Raw genomic sequence first — 16,096 nt, forward strand, 5'->3', positions numbered from 1 at the left:
GGCTTTTTTGTATTGGGAGCAATCAGGCGTGGGATTGCAGGTAGTTCTCAAGACCGATCAACTTGATCAGACCCATCTGCTTTTCAAGCCAGTAGGTGTGGTCTTCTTCGGTGTCATGCAATTGAACCCGCAGCATCTCGCGGCTGACATAGTCCTTGTGCTGTTCGCAGAGCTGGATACCCCTGCAGAGTGCGGCGCGGACTTTGTATTCCAGGCGCAGGTCGGCGGCGAGCATTTCAGGCACTGTGGTGCCGACATCGAGATCGTCTGGACGCATACGCGGCGTGCCTTCCAGCATCAGGATACGGCGCATCAGGGCATCAGCGTGCCCGGCTTCCTCTTCCATCTCGTGGTTGATTCGTTCGTAGAGCTTGGTGAATCCCCAGTCCTCATACATCCGCGAGTGAACGAAATATTGATCACGCGCGGCCAGTTCGCCGGTCAGCAACGTGTTGAGGTAATCGATTACGTCTGGGTGGCCTTGCATCGCCCTACATCTCCCTGCTTGAAAGTCTGTAGTTTGAACCAAGGCGACTGTTTGGTCACTTCGTTTGCGCGATAAAAGCAAAGATATTCTGAGAAAAGTGGTTTAAATAACGCAAAAACCGCCCAAGTGAGGGCGGTTCTGCTTCTCGTTTAGACTTCGTTAAGCTGTACGTTGAGTGCCTTTGCGATTGCTTCTCCATACGCCGGGTCGGCCTTGAAGAAATGCTGCAACTGGCGATCAACCACATCACTGGAAACACCAGCCATCGCGCCGGCAATATTATTGACCAACAGGGTTTTCTGCTCGTCATTCATGAGGCGAAACAGAGCCCCGGCGTGGCTGTAGTAGTCGGTGTCTTCACGATGATCGTAACGATCAGCTGCGCCGCTCAATGCCAAAGGTGGCTCAGCGTAGCGAGGCGCTTGTTTCGGCGACTCGACGTAGCTGTTCGGCTCATAGTTAGGTGCCGCACCGCCATTGCTACCGAACGCCATCGAACCATCGCGCTGATAGCTATTCACCGGACTGCGAGGCGCATTCACCGGCAGTTGTTGATGGTTGGTGCCAATGCGGTAGCGGTGAGCGTCGGCGTAAGCAAACACGCGGCCCTGGAGCATGCGATCCGGCGACAGACCAACACCCGGGACCATGTTGCTCGGACCGAATGCCGCTTGTTCGACTTCAGCGAAGTAGTTCTGCGGATTGCGGTTGAGCTCGAGTTCGCCCACCTCGATCAGCGGAAACTCTTTCTGCGACCAGGTTTTCGTCACATCGAACGGGTTCTCGTAGTGCGCCGCAGCTTGGGCCTCGGTCATGATCTGGATGCACACACGCCATTTCGGGAAGTCACCGCGCTCAATCGCCCCGAACAGGTCACGCTGCGCGTAATCCGGATCGGTACCGGCCAATCGTGCCGCGTCTGCAGGCGCCAGGTTCTTGATCCCTTGCTGGGTCTTGTAGTGCCACTTCACCCAGTGCCGATCGCCATTGGCGTTGATCAGGCTGTAGGTGTGGCTGCCGAAGCCGTGCATGTGGCGATAGCCGTCAGGAATGCCGCGGTCGGAGAACAGAATGGTGACCTGGTGTAGCGCCTCAGGCGAGTGCGACCAGAAATCCCACATCATCTGCGCGCTTTTCAGATTGCTTTGCGGCAGACGCTTTTGGGTGTGGATGAAGTCCGGGAATTTCAGCGGATCACGAATGAAGAACACTGGCGTGTTGTTGCCGACGATGTCCCAGTTACCTTCTTCGGTGTAGAACTTCAGGGCAAAGCCACGTGGATCGCGCTCGGTATCGGCCGAACCACGTTCGCCGCCGACCGTGGAAAACCGCAGGAAAGTCGGGGTTTGCTTGCCGACCGATTCAAACAGTTTGGCACTGGTGTATTCGGTGATATCGCGGGTAACGGTAAACGTGCCGTAAGCACCCGAGCCTTTGGCATGTACACGACGCTCAGGGATGTTCTCACGATTGAAGTGGGCAAGCTTCTCGATCAGGTGGAAGTCGTCGAGCAGCAGTGGGCCACGAGGGCCGGCGGAACGGGAATTCTGGTTGTCGGCGACAGGAGCGCCACTGGCGGTGGTAAGCGTTTTATTTTGGCTCATGCGTTCTACTTCCTCTGTCAGTCTTTAACTGCCGGCTAATCGGCTGAGAGGGAGTATTGATCACGAACGTTACACTGACTAATTCATTAACTCGCGATCATCAATAGAAAATTACTAACAACCCCTCCCGCACGAATGAAAATCAGACATAGGTTTATTTCAGGCACAAAAAACCGGGCACTAGGCCCGGTTCTTCGTTTCAGACTGACGTCTTACTCAGCGGATACAGCTTCACCACCGGCAGGACGATCAACCAACTCGACGTACGCCATAGGCGCGTTGTCGCCAGTGCGGAAACCGCACTTGAGGATGCGCAGGTAGCCACCCTCACGGGTAGCGTAACGCTTGCCCAGGTCGTTGAAGAGCTTACCAACGATAGCTTTCGAACGAGTACGGTCGAAAGCCAGACGGCGGTTAGCCAGGCTGTCTGTCTTGGCCAAAGTGATCAGCGGCTCAGCAACGCGACGCAGTTCTTTAGCTTTCGGCAGTGTAGTTTTGATCAGCTCGTGCTCGAACAGCGACACTGCCATGTTTTGAAACATGGCCTTGCGGTGCGAGCTAGTGCGGCTCAGGTGACGACCACTTTTACGATGACGCATGGTTCATTCCTTACCAAACACAACGTTCGGTGATTACGACGATCAGGCAGTCGCCTTGTCGTCCTTCTTAAGACTTGCAGGCGGCCAGTTGTCGAGGCGCATGCCGAGGGACAGACCGCGGGAGGCCAGAACGTCCTTGATTTCAGTCAAGGATTTCTTGCCAAGGTTCGGAGTCTTCAACAGCTCTACTTCGGTGCGCTGAATCAGGTCACCGATGTAGTAGATGTTTTCCGCCTTAAGGCAGTTAGCCGAACGTACAGTCAGTTCCAGATCGTCAACCGGGCGAAGCAGGATCGGATCGATCTCGTCTTCCTGCTCAACAACCACTGGCTCACTGTCACCTTTGAGGTCGACGAACGCAGCCAACTGCTGTTGCAGAATGGTTGCAGCACGGCGGATAGCCTCTTCAGGATCCAGGGTACCGTTGGTTTCCAGATCAATAACCAGCTTGTCCAGGTTAGTACGCTGCTCGACACGGGCGTTTTCCACCACGTATGCGATACGGCGAACCGGGCTGAACGAAGAGTCAAGCTGCAAGCGACCGATGCTGCGGCTTTCGTCTTCATCGCTCTGACGCGAGTCTGCCGGTTCATAACCACGACCACGAGCTACGGTGAGCTTCATGTTCAGGGCGCCGTTAGACGCCAGGTTAGCGATTACGTGATCGGGGTTAACGATCTCGACATCATGATCCAGCTGAATATCGGCAGCGGTAACCACCCCCGAACCCTTCTTCGACAAGGTCAGCGTAACTTCGTCACGACCGTGCAGCTTGATAGCCAGACCTTTAAGGTTCAACAGGATTTCAATTACGTCTTCCTGTACGCCTTCGATGGCGCTGTACTCATGGAGCACACCGTCAATCTCGGCCTCGACTACTGCACAGCCGGGCATTGAGGACAACAGGATGCGTCGCAGCGCGTTGCCCAGGGTGTGGCCGAAACCACGCTCGAGAGGCTCGAGAGTGATCTTGGCGCGGGTTGGACTGACAACCTGCACATCAATATGGCGGGGTGTCAGGAACTCATTTACCGAAATCTGCATGGATGCACCTATTTTCTAGCCCTTACTTGGAGTAGAGCTCGACAATCAGGCTTTCGTTGATGTCGGCGGACAGATCACTGCGAGCAGGAACGTTCTTGAAAACGCCCGACTTCTTCTCAGTGTCTACTTCTACCCATTCTACGCGGCCACGTTGGGCACACAGATCGAGAGCTTGGACAATGCGAAGTTGGTTCTTTGCTTTCTCGCGAATCGCGACCACGTCACCAGCACGAACCTGGTAGGACGGTACGTTTACGGTCTGGCCGTTAACGCTGACGGATTTGTGCGATACCAGCTGACGGGATTCGGCACGAGTAGAGCCAAAACCCATACGGTATACAACGTTGTCCAGACGGCATTCGAGCAGTTGCAGCAGGTTTTCACCGGTTGCACCTTTCTTGCCAGCAGCTTCTTTGTAGTAGCCGCTGAATTGACGCTCGAGAACGCCGTAGATACGACGGACCTTCTGCTTTTCACGCAGTTGGGTGCCGTAATCGGACTGGCGACCGCGGCGTTGGCCGTGGATACCAGGTGCTGCTTCGATGTTGCACTTCGATTCGATCGCGCGCACGCCGCTCTTCAGAAAGAGATCGGTGCCTTCGCGACGAGCGAGTTTGCATTTTGGACCAATGTAACGAGCCATTCTTTACAATCTCCTGGATTACACGCGGCGCTTCTTCGGCGGACGGCACCCGTTGTGCGGGATTGGCGTCACGTCGGTGATGCTGGCGATCTTGTAGCCACAGCCGTTCAAAGCGCGGACTGCAGATTCACGACCTGGGCCTGGACCTTTGACGTTAACGTCGAGGTTTTTCAGACCGTATTCCAGCGCAGCTTGACCAGCACGTTCAGCAGCTACTTGAGCAGCAAACGGGGTGGACTTGCGGGAACCGCGGAAACCCGAACCACCGGAGGTAGCCCAGGAAAGAGCGTTGCCTTGACGGTCGGTGATGGTCACGATTGTGTTGTTAAAAGAAGCATGGATGTGGGCAATGCCATCAACCACTGTCTTTTTAACTTTTTTACGAGGACGAGCAGCAGGTTTAGCCATGATTAATTTCCTGTCGATTCGCTGGGGCGATTACTTGCGGATCGGCTTACGCGGACCTTTACGGGTACGCGCGTTAGTCTTGGTACGCTGACCGCGTACTGGAAGACCACGACGATGACGCAGACCGCGATAGCAACCGAGGTCCATCAAACGCTTGATTTTCATGTTGATTTCGCGACGCAGGTCACCTTCAGTGGTGAACTTCGCCACTTCGCCACGCAGCTGTTCAATCTGCTCGTCGCTCAGATCCTTGATCTTTGCGGCTGGGTTTACCCCAGTCACTGCACAGATCTTCTGCGCAGTAGTGCGACCAACACCATAGATGTAGGTCAGCGAGATAACAGTATGCTTGTTATCTGGAATGTTAACGCCTGCAATACGGGCCATTCAGTGGGACTCCAATTGACAGCTACCTACGCCCCGGAAGCCAAGAAATAGGGCGCGAGATAATATCGCTGTAATAACAAATAATCAACCCGGTAGCGCACTAGCTACCGGGCTTGAAGCACAATCACACTCAGCCTTGGCGCTGTTTGTGACGCGGTTCCGCGCTGCAAATTACTCGAACAACACCTTCGCGGCGAATAATTTTGCAGTTACGGCACAGCTTTTTCACCGATGCACGAACTTTCATCACCAACTCCTCGAACCTTATGGGTACTCAGCGCAACATGCCGCTGCCGTAACCCTTCAGGTTGGCTTTCTTCATCAGGGATTCGTACTGGTGCGAAACGAGGTGCGATTGTACTTGGGACATGAAGTCCATCACAACCACGACGACGATCAGCAACGAGGTCCCGCCAAGGTAGAACGGTACGTTTGCCGCAACCACCAGGAACTGGGGCAACAGACACACGGCCGTCATATATAGAGCACCGAACAGGGTCAAACGGGTCAGAACGCCATCAATGTAGCGCGCCGACTGCTCGCCTGGACGGATGCCCGGAATAAAGGCACCGGACTTCTTCAGGTTTTCCGCTACGTCTTTCGGATTGAACATCAACGCCGTATAGAAGAAGCAGAAGAAAATAATCCCTGCACTAAACAGCAGAATATTCAACGGCTGACCAGGAGCGATCGACTGCGAGATGTCCTGCAACCAGCCCATACCTTCAGACTGGCCGAACCAGGTACCCAACGAAGCCGGGAACAGCAAAATGCTGCTCGCGAAAATAGCCGGAATAACACCGGCCATGTTCACCTTCAGCGGCAAGTGGCTAGTCTGCGCAGCGAAGACCTTGCGGCCCTGCTGACGCTTGGCGTAGTGAACAGCAATACGACGCTGACCACGCTCAATGAACACCACAAAACCGATAATCGCTACTGCCAGCAAACCGATCGCAACCAGGGCGAAAATGTTGATGTCACCCTGACGCGCAGACTCGAAAGACTGCCCGATCGCTCTCGGAAGACCGGCGACGATACCTGCGAAAATCAACATCGAGATACCGTTGCCAACACCACGCTCAGTAATCTGCTCACCCAGCCACATCATGAACATCGCACCAGCCACAAAAGTGGATACCGCGACGAAATGGAAGCCAAAGTCACCAGTGAACGATACGCCCTGCCCCGCCAGACCAATGGACATGCCAATTGCCTGAACGAGAGCGAGGACGACAGTGCCGTAGCGGGTGTACTGGGCAATCTTGCGACGCCCAGCTTCACCTTCCTTCTTCAACTGCTCCAACTGCGGGCTGACGGCGGTCATCAGCTGCATGATGATCGATGCCGAGATGTACGGCATGATCCCCAGTGCAAAGATGCTCATCCGTTCCAGCGCGCCGCCGGAAAACATGTTGAACAAGCTAAGAATGGTCCCCTCATTCTGTCGAAACAGGTCCGCGAGTCGGTCCGGGTTGATACCTGGAACCGGGATGTGTGCGCCTATTCGGTAGACGATAATCGCCAGGAACAGAAAACGCAGACGAGCCCAGAGTTCAGACATACCGCCTTTGCCGAGCGCAGAGAGAGCACCTTGCTTAGCCATTTATTCCTCGAACTTGCCGCCAGCTGCTTCGATAGCCGCACGCGCACCTTTGGTGGCGCCGATTCCCTTTCCGATGGTCACAGCGCGAGTAACTTCGCCGGACAGCATGATTTTCACACGCTGTACGTTGACGTTGATCACGTTGGCATCTTTCAGGGACTGCACGGTGACGATGTCGCCTTCCACTTTAGCCAGCTCGGACAAACGCACTTCTGCGCGGTCCATGGCTTTCAGGGAAACGAAACCGAATTTCGGCAGGCGACGATGCAGCGGCTGTTGACCGCCTTCAAAGCCTGGAGCAATGGTGCCACCGGAGCGGGAGGACTGACCTTTGTGGCCACGGCCACCGGTCTTGCCCAAACCACTACCGATACCACGGCCCGGACGATGCTTTTCGCGACGGGAACCCGGCGCTGGACTCAGATCATTGAGTTTCATCGATTAACCCTCGACACGCAGCATGTAGTAAGCCTTGTTGATCATCCCGCGATTCTCGGGAGTATCAAGTACTTCTACAGTGTGACCGATGCGACGCAGACCCAGACCCTTAACGCACAGCTTGTGGTTAGGGATGCGGCCGGTCATGCTTTTGATCAGCGTAACTTTAACGGTAGCCATGATCAGAAGATCTCCTTGACGCTTTTGCCACGCTTGGCGGCAATGGATTCAGGAGATTGCATAGCTTTCAAACCTTTGAAAGTGGCGTGAACCACGTTTACCGGGTTAGTCGAGCCGTAGCACTTGGCCAGAACGTTCTGAACGCCAGCAACCTCGAGGACAGCACGCATAGCGCCGCCAGCGATGATACCGGTACCTTCAGAAGCAGGCTGCATGTACACCTTCGAAGCGCCGTGACCGGACTTCATTGCGTACTGCAGCGTGGTGCCGTTCAGATCAACTTGGATCATGTTGCGACGAGCAGCTTCCATTGCCTTCTGGATCGCAGCAGGCACTTCACGTGACTTGCCACGGCCGAAGCCAACACGCCCTTTACCATCACCAACCACGGTCAACGCGGTGAAAGTGAAGATACGGCCGCCTTTAACGGTTTTGGCTACGCGGTTAACTTGAACCAGCTTCTCAATGTAGCCTTCGTCGCGCTTTTGGTCGTTATTTGACATAACTTAGAACTCCAGCCCAGCTTCACGAGCAGCATCAGCCAGCGCCTTGACGCGGCCATGGTACTTGAAGCCAGAGCGGTCGAAAGCCACCTGCGAGACGCCAGCGGCTTTAGCACGCGTAGCGACCAGCTGGCCAACCTTAGTGGCCGCGTCGATGTTGCCAGTGGCGCCATCACGCAGTTCTTTATCCAAAGTCGAGGCAGATGCCAGGACTTTGTTGCCGTCGGCCGAAATGACCTGGGCGTAGATGTGCTGCGACGAGCGGAACACGCAGAGACGCACGACTTCGAGTTCGTGCATTTTCAGGCGTGCTTTGCGAGCGCGACGCAGTCGAGTAACTTTTTTGTCGGTCATTTGCTATGCCCTACTTCTTCTTGGCTTCTTTACGACGGACGACTTCGTCCGCGTAGCGCACACCTTTGCCTTTGTACGGCTCTGGTGGACGGAAGTCGCGGATCTCGGCGGCCACTTGACCTACCAGCTGCTTATCGATGCCCTTGATCAGGATATCGGTCTGGCTAGGAGTCTCAGCGGTGATGCCTTCCGGCAGTTCATAATCCACTGGGTGCGAGAAGCCAAGAGCCAGGTTCAGCACTGTGCCTTTTGCTTGCGCTTTGTAACCAACACCGACCAGCTGGAGCTTGCGCTCGAAGCCTTGGCTTACGCCTTGGACCATGTTGTTTACCAACGCACGAGTGGTACCAGCCATTGCCCGAGTTTGTTGATCGCCATTGCGAGCAGCGAAACGCAGCTCACCAGCTTCTTCAACGATCTCAACGGACGAATGGATGTTCAGTTCGAGAGTGCCCTTGGCACCCTTCACCGAAAGCTGTTGGCCTGCGAATTTTACTTCGACACCGGCTGGCAGCTTAACGGGGTTCTTAGCGACGCGTGACATGCTTATCCCCCCTTAGAACACAGTGCAAAGAACTTCGCCGCCGACACCGGCAGCGCGCGCAGCACGATCCGTCATCACACCTTTGTTGGTGGAGACGATAGACACACCGAGACCGCCACGAACTTTTGGCAGATCATCGACGGACTTGTACTGACGCAGGCCTGGACGGCTAACGCGCTTCACTTCCTCGATGACCGGACGGCCTTCGAAGTACTTCAGCTCGATGGACAGCAGTGGTTTGATTTCGCTGCTGATCTGATAACCCGCAATGTAACCTTCGTCCTTCAGGACTTTGGCAACAGCTACCTTCAAAGTAGAAGATGGCATGCTTACGACGGACTTTTCAGCCATCTGGGCATTACGGATTCGAGTTAGCATGTCCGCTAACGGGTCCTGCATACTCATGGGCTAGACGCTCCTAATACAAAAAAATTAGCCTTGCGGCTACTACTTGTCGCCGAGGACATCCATGCGGAAAAAGCACGGGCTCAGGCGAGCCGGGTATTCTAGACACACCCCACAAATGAATCAAGCCCCAAAAGGGGCTTGATTCAAGTTCAAGGTCACCGATGGTCAGGATCTTGCGATCCCGAGCACCGAGACTTTGATAGTGCTTACCAGCTGGCTTTAACCAGACCAGGTACGTCACCACGCATTGCAGCTTCACGCAGTTTGTTACGGCCGAGACCGAACTTGCGGTAAACGCCGTGTGGACGACCGGTCAGGCGGCAGCGGTTACGCATGCGCGAAGCGCTTGCGTCACGTGGCTGCTTCTGCAGAGCTACTGTAGCTTCCCAACGCGCTTCTGGACTTGCGTTCAGATCAACGATGATAGCTTTCAGTGCTGCACGCTTTTTGGCGTACTTGGCAACCGTGAGCTGACGCTTCAGCTCGCGGTTTTTCATGCTCATCTTGGCCATTTTCCTACTCCAATCAGTTGCGGAACGGGAATTTGAAAGCACGCAGCAGCGCGCGACCTTCATCATCGTTCTTGGCAGTGGTGGTCAGGGTAATGTCCAGACCGCGGAGAGCATCGATCTTGTCGTAGTCGATTTCCGGGAAGATGATCTGCTCTTTAACGCCCATGCTGTAGTTACCACGACCATCGAAGGACTTGGCATTCAGGCCGCGGAAGTCGCGAACCCGAGGCAGGGAGATCGACAGCAGACGATCCAGGAATTCGTACATACGCTCACGGCGCAGAGTCACTTTGACGCCGATCGGCCAACCTTCACGGACTTTAAAGCCAGCGATGGATTTCCGAGCGTAAGTCACAACGACTTTCTGACCGGTGATCTTTTCCAGGTCGGCAACAGCGTGCTCGATGACTTTCTTGTCACCGACCGCTTCGCCCAGACCCATGTTCAGGGTGATTTTTGTAACGCGTGGAACTTCCATCACGTTCGAAAGCTTAAGTTCTTCCTTAAGCTTCGGTGCGATTTCCTTCCAGTAAATCTCTTTTAGTCGTGCCATGGTCTTCTACCTAGCAGTGTTCAAGCATCAACCGCTTTTTGGGTCGACTTGAAGACACGAATTTTCTTGCCGTCTTCTACTTTGAAACCAACGCGATCAGCCTTGTTGGTTTCGCCGTTGAAAATGGCGACGTTAGAAGCGTCCAGTGGAGCTTCTTTTTCGACGATACCGCCTTGTACGCCCGACATCGGGTTAGGCTTGGTATGACGCTTAACCAGGTTCAGACCACCAATAACCAGACGGTTATTAGCGAGAACCTTAAGCACCTTACCGCGCTTACCTTTGTCTTTGCCGGCGATCACGATGATCTCGTCGTCACGACGAATCTTTTGCATGTCGGATCTCCTTACAGCACTTCTGGGGCGAGCGAGACGATCTTCATGAACTTCTCAGTACGAAGTTCACGGGTCACTGGCCCAAAGATACGGGTGCCGATCGGCTCTTGCTTGTTGTTCAGAAGAACAGCAGCGTTGCCATCAAAGCGGATAATGGAGCCATCAGCACGACGTACGCCGTGACGAGTGCGGACTACAACAGCAGTCATCACTTGGCCTTTTTTCACTTTACCGCGAGGAATTGCTTCCTTCACGGTAACTTTGATGATGTCACCGATACCAGCGTAACGACGATGGGAGCCACCCAGCACCTTGATGCACATAACGCGGCGAGCGCCGCTGTTATCGGCCACATCGAGCATGGATTGAGTCTGAATCATATAATTTCTCCGACCCCTAGTCCTTAGACTTCCACAGCGCGTTCGAGAACATCAACCAGCGCCCAAGACTTGGTCTTGGCCAAAGGACGAGTTTCACGAATAGTGACTTTGTCGCCGATGTGGCACTGATTGGTTTCGTCGTGCGCGTGCAGCTTAGTCGAACGCTTAACGTATTTACCGTAGATCGGGTGCTTAACGCGACGCTCGATCAGAACGGTGATGGTTTTGTCCATCTTGTCGCTGACAACACGGCCAGTCAGCGTACGGACAGTTTTTTCGGCTTCAGCCATGATTACTTACCTGCCTGCTGGTTGAGCACAGTCTTCACGCGAGCGATGTCACGCTTAACTTGCGAGAGCAGATGAGACTGCCCCAACTGGCCAGTTGCTTTCTGCATACGCAGATTGAACTGGTCGCGCAGCAAGCCGAGCAGTTGCTCGTTCAGCTGCTGTGCGGATTTTTCACGAAGTTCATTCGCTTTCATCACATCACCGTCCGTTTAACAAAGGCGGTGGCGAGCGGCAGCTTTGCAGCAGCCAGGGCAAAAGCCTCACGCGCCAGCTCTTCAGTAACACCCTCGATTTCATACAGGACTTTGCCTGGCTGAATCTGGGCAACCCAGTACTCCACACTACCCTTACCTTTACCCATCCGAACTTCGAGTGGCTTTTTGGAAATAGGCTTGTCCGGGAATACACGGATCCAGATCTTGCCGCCACGTTTAACGTGACGGGTCAGAGCACGACGCGCTGACTCGATCTGACGAGCGGTGAGACGACCACGAGCTACAGACTTCAGCGCGAACTCGCCGAAGCTGACTTTGCTACCGCGCTGAGCCAGACCACGGTTGTGGCCTGTCATCTGCTTGCGGAACTTCGTACGCTTTGGTTGCAACATTTGGCGTACCCCTTACTTAGCAGCTTTTTTACGAGGCGCTGGTGCTTGTGGTTTCAGTTCTTCTTGGCGACCACCAATTACTTCGCCTTTGAAGATCCAAACCTTTACACCGATCACACCGTAAGTGGTGTGAGCTTCGTAGTTGGCATAGTCGATGTCGGCACGCAGGGTGTGCAGTGGCACACGACCTTCGCGATACCATTCAGTACGTGCGATTTCAGCACCGCCGAGACGACCGCTCACTTGGATTTTGATGCCTTTGGCACCAATGCGCATGGCGTTCTGAACAGCGCGCTTCATAGCGCGACGGAACATTACGCGACGCTCCAGCTGCTGAGCTACGCTCTGCGCAACCAGCATACCGTCAAGCTCCGGCTTGCGGATCTCTTCGATATTGATGTGCACAGGCACACCCATTTGCTTGGTCAGGTCCTGACGCAGTTTCTCAACATCTTCACCTTTCTTCCCGATAACGATACCTGGACGAGCGGTGTGGATGGTGATACGTGCAGTTTGAGCCGGACGATGGATATCGATACGGCTTACGGACGCGCTTTTTAGTTTGTCTTGGAGATACTCGCGCACCTTCAGATCAGCGAACAAATAGTCCGCATAAGTCCGACCGTCTGCGTACCAGACGGAGGTGTGCTCCTTGACGATTCCCAGGCGAATGCCAATGGGATGTACTTTCTGACCCATCTCTTCGACTCCGTTACTTGTCAGCAACCTTGACAGTGATATGGCAAGACCGCTTGACGATGCGATCAGCACGGCCTTTGGCACGTGGCATGATTCGCTTCAGCGAACGCCCTTCGTTGACGAAAACGGTGCTGACTTTAAGGTCATCAACGTCTGCGCCTTCGTTATGCTCGGCGTTGGCTACGGCCGACTCCAGCACTTTCTTCATGATCTCGGCGGCTTTCTTACTGCTGAAAGCCAACAGGTTGAGCGCTTCGCCCACCTTCTTCCCGCGGATCTGGTCGGCGACCAAGCGGGCTTTCTGGGCGGAGATTCGAGCGCCCGACAACTTAGCGGCTACTTCCATCGTTCCTTACCCCTTAACGCTTGGCTTTCTTGTCTGCCACGTGCCCACGATATGTGCGGGTACCGGCAAACTCGCCTAGTTTGTGGCCGACCATGTCTTCGTTCACGAGAACTGGGACATGTTGACGACCGTTATGCACAGCAATGGTCAAACCGACCATTTGTGGCAGGATCATCGAACGACGCGACCAGGTTTTCACTGGTTTGCGATCGTTCTTTTCCGCCGCCACTTCGATCTTCTTCAGTAGGTGAAGATCAATAAAAGGACCTTTTTTCAGAGAACGTGGCACTGTCGTATCCCTCTATTTACTTGCGACGACGGACGATCATTTTGTCGGTACGCTTATTACCACGAGTCTTCGCGCCCTTAGTCGGGAAGCCCCATGGCGATACCGGATGACGACCACCAGAGGTACGACCTTCACCACCACCATGTGGGTGGTCAACCGGGTTCATGGCAACACCACGAACGGTTGGGCGAACGCCACGCCAGCGTTTGGCACCAGCTTTACCCAGCGAACGCAGGCTGTGCTCGGAGTTCGAGACTTCACCCAGGGTCGCGCGGCATTCAGCCAGCACTTTACGCATCTCACCAGAACGCAGACGCAGGGTCACGTAGACACCTTCACGAGCGATCAGCTGAGCCGAAGCACCAGCGGAACGAGCGATTTGCGCGCCTTTACCTGGCTTCAATTCGATGCCGTGTACGGTGCTACCAACTGGAATGTTACGCAGTTGCAGAGCGTTGCCCGGCTTGATCGGCGCCAAGGCACCTGCGATCAGCTGGTCACCAGCACTCACGCCTTTAGGGGCGATGATGTAGCGACGCTCGCCATCTGCGTACAGCAGCAGAGCGATGTGAGCAGTACGGTTTGGATCGTATTCAATACGCTCGACAGTGGCAGAGATGCCATCTTTGTCGTTGCGACGGAAATCGACCAGACGATAATGCTGCTTATGGCCACCACCGATGTGACGAGTGGTAATGCGACCATTGTTGTTACGACCACCAGTCTTCGATTTTTTCTCGAGCAGCGGTGCGTGAGGAGCGCCTTTATGCAGCTCCTGGTTGACCACCTTGACCACAAAACGGCGGCCAGGGGAAGTCGGTTTGCATTTAACGATTGCCATGATGCACCCCTTCCTTACTCAGCACTGCTGCTGAAATCGAGATCTTGGCCTGGCTGAAGGGAGATAACTGCCTTCTTCCAGTCATTACGCTTGCCCAGACCGCGAGCAGTGCGCTTGCTCTTACCCAGAACATTCAGGGTAGTAACACGCTCTACTTTCACGCTGAACAGGCTTTCGACGGCCTTCTTGATTTCCAGCTTGGTTGCGTCAGTTGCAACCTTGAAAACGAACTGGCCTTTCTTGTCAGCCAGAACCGTAGCCTTCTCGGAAACGTGCGGGCCAAGCAGAACTTTAAATACGCGTTCCTGGTTCATCCCAGCAGCTCCTCGAATTTCTTCACGGCCGACACGGTGATCAACACCTTGTCGTATGCGATCAGACTAACTGGATCGGAACCTTGCACGTCACGTACATCAACGTGTGGCAGGTTGCGAGCAGCCAGGTACAGGTTCTGATCAACTACTTCAGACACGATCAAGACGTCAGTCAGGCCCATGCCGGTCAGTTTGTTCAGCAGATCTTTGGTCTTCGGTGCATCAACAGCGAAGTCCTGAACCACAACCAGACGATCAGTACGCACCAGCTCAGCAAGGATGGAACGCATTGCTGCGCGATACATCTTCTTGTTCAGCTTCTGGGTGTGATCCTGAGGACGAGCTGCGAAAGTGGTACCGCCGCCACGCCAGATTGGGCTACGGATAGTACCGGCACGAGCACGGCCAGTACCTTTCTGACGCCATGGGCGCTTACCGCCACCACGAACGTCGGAACGGGTCTTTTGCTGCTTGCTACCTTGACGGCCGCCGGCCATGTAGGCCACGACTGCTTGGTGAACCAGCGTCTCGTTGAATTCGCCGCCAAATGTCAGTTCGGAAACTTCGATCGCTTGAGCGTCATTTACATTTAATTGCATGTCAGCTTCCCCTTAACCGCGAGCCTTGGCTGCTGGACGTACAACCAAGTTGCCGCCAGTAGCGCCAGGAACAGCGCCCTTGACCAACAACAGATTGCGTTCAGCGTCCACGCGCACTACTTCGAGGGACTGCACGGTCACGCGCTCAGCGCCCATATGACCGGACATTTTTTTGCCCTTGAATACACGACCAGGAGTCTGGCACTGGCCGATAGAGCCTGGAACGCGGTGGGACACGGAGTTACCGTGGGTATTATCTTGCCCGCGGAAGTTCCAACGCTTGATCGTACCCTGGAAGCCTTTACCCTTGGACTGACCGGTTACATCAACCAGTTGACCAGCGGCGAAGATTTCAGCGTTGATCAGATCGCCGGCCTGGTACTCGCCTTCTTCAAGGCGGAATTCCATTACGGTACGACCAGCGGCAACGTTCGCTTTAGCGAAGTGGCCAGCTTGAGCAGCTGTAACACGCGAAGCACGACGCTCGCCTACAGTGACTTGCACTGCACGATAGCCATCGGTCTCTTCAGTTTTGAACTGGGTGACGCGATTCGGCTCGATCTCAATGACCGTGACCGGAATGGAGACACCTTCTTCGGTGAAAATACGGGTCATACCGCATTTACGACCGACTACACCAATAGTCATGTTGTAAACCTCATGAGTGTACGGGGCTTTCACCCGCTATGGCCGCCCATTTCAGAGCGTTACACGACTAAGACCGAGTCTTAGCCGAGGCTGATCTGTACTTCCACACCGGCCGCAAGATCAAGCTTCATAAGAGCATCAACGGTTTTATCCGTTGGCTGGACGATGTCCAGAACGCGCTTATGAGTACGGATCTCGTACTGGTCACGCGCGTCTTTGTTGACGTGCGGGGAGACCAGAACGGTGAACCGTTCTTTACGGGTAGGCAGTGGAATTGGACCACGCACTTGAGCACCAGTACGTTTCGCGGTTTCCACGATTTCCTGGGTGGATTGGTCGATCAGGCGATGGTCAAAAGCCTTCAACCTGATACGGATTTGCTGATTTTGCATTGGATTTCAGACTCCGGCTGCTATTCCCACCGAGCGCAATACGCCCGTTAAAAGGAGGCGCAATTCTATAGACGCCCCATATGGGTGTC

The 16,096-nt window shown here is 54.5% G+C and carries 30 protein-coding genes; all 30 read right to left on the reverse strand.

From position 1 onward, the window contains the following. Positions 1-22: 22 nt before the first annotated feature. The 30 genes from bfr to rpsJ all read right to left on the reverse strand — a co-directional run bounded on the left by bfr (position 23) and on the right by rpsJ (position 16,007). Complete coding sequence (gene bfr / locus ACA070_RS27840; RefSeq protein WP_497449147.1) at positions 23-487, reverse strand: bacterioferritin; 465 nt, start codon at positions 485-487, stop codon at positions 23-25. A gap of 149 nt (positions 488-636) precedes the next feature. After that, the gene (locus ACA070_RS27845; protein WP_497449148.1) at positions 637-2,091 is read right to left on the reverse strand and encodes a catalase; all 1,455 of its coding nucleotides are present in this window, start codon (positions 2,089-2,091) and stop codon (positions 637-639) included. Between the two features lie 212 nt (positions 2,092-2,303). After that, a complete protein-coding gene (gene rplQ / locus ACA070_RS27850) occupies positions 2,304-2,690 on the reverse strand; it encodes a 50S ribosomal protein L17 (protein WP_008145500.1) in 387 nt (128 codons plus the stop codon). Positions 2,691-2,732: 42 nt separating this feature from the next. Continuing rightward, the gene (locus ACA070_RS27855) at positions 2,733-3,734 is read right to left on the reverse strand and encodes a DNA-directed RNA polymerase subunit alpha (RefSeq protein WP_003186012.1); all 1,002 of its coding nucleotides are present in this window, start codon (positions 3,732-3,734) and stop codon (positions 2,733-2,735) included. A 22-nt stretch (positions 3,735-3,756) separates the two neighbouring features. Further along, positions 3,757-4,377, reverse strand: a complete 621-nt coding sequence (gene rpsD / locus ACA070_RS27860) for a 30S ribosomal protein S4 (RefSeq protein ID WP_003210056.1) — start codon at positions 4,375-4,377, stop codon at positions 3,757-3,759. 18 nt (positions 4,378-4,395) lie between these two features. Beyond that, positions 4,396-4,785: a 30S ribosomal protein S11 gene (gene rpsK / locus ACA070_RS27865; RefSeq protein WP_002555466.1), complete on the reverse strand. Its 390-nt coding sequence runs from the start codon at positions 4,783-4,785 to the stop codon at positions 4,396-4,398. Positions 4,786-4,815: 30 nt separating this feature from the next. After that, complete coding sequence (rpsM, locus tag ACA070_RS27870) at positions 4,816-5,172, reverse strand: 30S ribosomal protein S13 (protein ID WP_003186020.1); 357 nt, start codon at positions 5,170-5,172, stop codon at positions 4,816-4,818. A 130-nt stretch (positions 5,173-5,302) separates the two neighbouring features. Further along, positions 5,303-5,419 (reverse strand): 50S ribosomal protein L36, encoded by a 117-nt coding sequence (gene rpmJ, locus ACA070_RS27875; RefSeq protein ID WP_002555468.1) that lies wholly within the window; start codon positions 5,417-5,419, stop codon positions 5,303-5,305. A gap of 27 nt (positions 5,420-5,446) precedes the next feature. Then, positions 5,447-6,775 carry a preprotein translocase subunit SecY gene (gene secY, locus ACA070_RS27880; RefSeq protein WP_008073883.1) on the reverse strand — a complete coding sequence of 443 codons (1,329 nt, stop codon included), beginning with the start codon at positions 6,773-6,775 and terminating at the stop codon, positions 5,447-5,449. Then, complete coding sequence (gene rplO, locus ACA070_RS27885; protein WP_007896782.1) at positions 6,776-7,213, reverse strand: 50S ribosomal protein L15; 438 nt, start codon at positions 7,211-7,213, stop codon at positions 6,776-6,778. It abuts the gene before it with no gap. A gap of 3 nt (positions 7,214-7,216) precedes the next feature. Further along, positions 7,217-7,393 carry a 50S ribosomal protein L30 gene (rpmD, locus tag ACA070_RS27890; protein ID WP_003186033.1) on the reverse strand — a complete coding sequence of 59 codons (177 nt, stop codon included), beginning with the start codon at positions 7,391-7,393 and terminating at the stop codon, positions 7,217-7,219. A 2-nt stretch (positions 7,394-7,395) separates the two neighbouring features. Then, entirely contained in the window at positions 7,396-7,896 is a 501-nt protein-coding gene (gene rpsE / locus ACA070_RS27895; protein ID WP_007943782.1) for a 30S ribosomal protein S5, read from the reverse strand. Between the two features lie 3 nt (positions 7,897-7,899). After that, positions 7,900-8,250, reverse strand: a complete 351-nt coding sequence (gene rplR / locus ACA070_RS27900; protein WP_003186037.1) for a 50S ribosomal protein L18 — start codon at positions 8,248-8,250, stop codon at positions 7,900-7,902. Between the two features lie 10 nt (positions 8,251-8,260). Beyond that, on the reverse strand, positions 8,261-8,794 hold the full coding sequence (rplF, locus tag ACA070_RS27905; RefSeq protein ID WP_003176412.1) for a 50S ribosomal protein L6: 534 nt from the start codon (positions 8,792-8,794) through the stop codon (positions 8,261-8,263). A gap of 12 nt (positions 8,795-8,806) precedes the next feature. Then, positions 8,807-9,199, reverse strand: coding sequence for a 30S ribosomal protein S8 (gene rpsH, locus ACA070_RS27910; protein WP_003186040.1), 393 nt, complete (start codon positions 9,197-9,199; stop codon positions 8,807-8,809). 209 nt (positions 9,200-9,408) lie between these two features. Next, positions 9,409-9,714, reverse strand: a complete 306-nt coding sequence (gene rpsN, locus ACA070_RS27915; protein ID WP_003176414.1) for a 30S ribosomal protein S14 — start codon at positions 9,712-9,714, stop codon at positions 9,409-9,411. 13 nt (positions 9,715-9,727) lie between these two features. Beyond that, on the reverse strand, positions 9,728-10,267 hold the full coding sequence (rplE, locus tag ACA070_RS27920) for a 50S ribosomal protein L5 (protein ID WP_003176415.1): 540 nt from the start codon (positions 10,265-10,267) through the stop codon (positions 9,728-9,730). 20 nt (positions 10,268-10,287) lie between these two features. After that, positions 10,288-10,602, reverse strand: coding sequence for a 50S ribosomal protein L24 (gene rplX, locus ACA070_RS27925; protein WP_003176416.1), 315 nt, complete (start codon positions 10,600-10,602; stop codon positions 10,288-10,290). Positions 10,603-10,613: 11 nt separating this feature from the next. After that, positions 10,614-10,982 carry a 50S ribosomal protein L14 gene (gene rplN / locus ACA070_RS27930; RefSeq protein WP_002555479.1) on the reverse strand — a complete coding sequence of 123 codons (369 nt, stop codon included), beginning with the start codon at positions 10,980-10,982 and terminating at the stop codon, positions 10,614-10,616. 23 nt (positions 10,983-11,005) lie between these two features. After that, entirely contained in the window at positions 11,006-11,272 is a 267-nt protein-coding gene (rpsQ, locus tag ACA070_RS27935) for a 30S ribosomal protein S17 (RefSeq protein ID WP_003176419.1), read from the reverse strand. A gap of 2 nt (positions 11,273-11,274) precedes the next feature. After that, complete coding sequence (gene rpmC, locus ACA070_RS27940) at positions 11,275-11,466, reverse strand: 50S ribosomal protein L29 (protein ID WP_002555481.1); 192 nt, start codon at positions 11,464-11,466, stop codon at positions 11,275-11,277. After that, the gene (gene rplP, locus ACA070_RS27945; protein ID WP_008145497.1) at positions 11,466-11,879 is read right to left on the reverse strand and encodes a 50S ribosomal protein L16; all 414 of its coding nucleotides are present in this window, start codon (positions 11,877-11,879) and stop codon (positions 11,466-11,468) included. Before rplP ends, rpmC begins: the two co-directional genes overlap by 1 nt. A 12-nt stretch (positions 11,880-11,891) precedes the next feature. Then, the gene (rpsC, locus tag ACA070_RS27950; protein WP_003176422.1) at positions 11,892-12,578 is read right to left on the reverse strand and encodes a 30S ribosomal protein S3; all 687 of its coding nucleotides are present in this window, start codon (positions 12,576-12,578) and stop codon (positions 11,892-11,894) included. Positions 12,579-12,591: 13 nt separating this feature from the next. Continuing rightward, positions 12,592-12,924 (reverse strand): 50S ribosomal protein L22, encoded by a 333-nt coding sequence (gene rplV / locus ACA070_RS27955; protein ID WP_003103908.1) that lies wholly within the window; start codon positions 12,922-12,924, stop codon positions 12,592-12,594. A gap of 13 nt (positions 12,925-12,937) precedes the next feature. After that, positions 12,938-13,213, reverse strand: coding sequence for a 30S ribosomal protein S19 (rpsS, locus tag ACA070_RS27960; RefSeq protein ID WP_002555486.1), 276 nt, complete (start codon positions 13,211-13,213; stop codon positions 12,938-12,940). Positions 13,214-13,229: 16 nt separating this feature from the next. Further along, on the reverse strand, positions 13,230-14,054 hold the full coding sequence (gene rplB, locus ACA070_RS27965) for a 50S ribosomal protein L2 (protein WP_003176423.1): 825 nt from the start codon (positions 14,052-14,054) through the stop codon (positions 13,230-13,232). 14 nt (positions 14,055-14,068) lie between these two features. Continuing rightward, entirely contained in the window at positions 14,069-14,368 is a 300-nt protein-coding gene (rplW, locus tag ACA070_RS27970; protein WP_002555488.1) for a 50S ribosomal protein L23, read from the reverse strand. After that, complete coding sequence (gene rplD, locus ACA070_RS27975) at positions 14,365-14,967, reverse strand: 50S ribosomal protein L4 (RefSeq protein ID WP_007896707.1); 603 nt, start codon at positions 14,965-14,967, stop codon at positions 14,365-14,367. Before rplD ends, rplW begins: the two co-directional genes overlap by 4 nt. A gap of 12 nt (positions 14,968-14,979) precedes the next feature. Further along, entirely contained in the window at positions 14,980-15,615 is a 636-nt protein-coding gene (gene rplC, locus ACA070_RS27980; RefSeq protein ID WP_003186059.1) for a 50S ribosomal protein L3, read from the reverse strand. A gap of 80 nt (positions 15,616-15,695) precedes the next feature. Continuing rightward, positions 15,696-16,007, reverse strand: coding sequence for a 30S ribosomal protein S10 (rpsJ, locus tag ACA070_RS27985; protein WP_003186070.1), 312 nt, complete (start codon positions 16,005-16,007; stop codon positions 15,696-15,698). Positions 16,008-16,096 lie beyond the last annotated feature (89 nt).

This window comes from Pseudomonas sp. LBUM1678 (genome assembly GCF_059695575.1).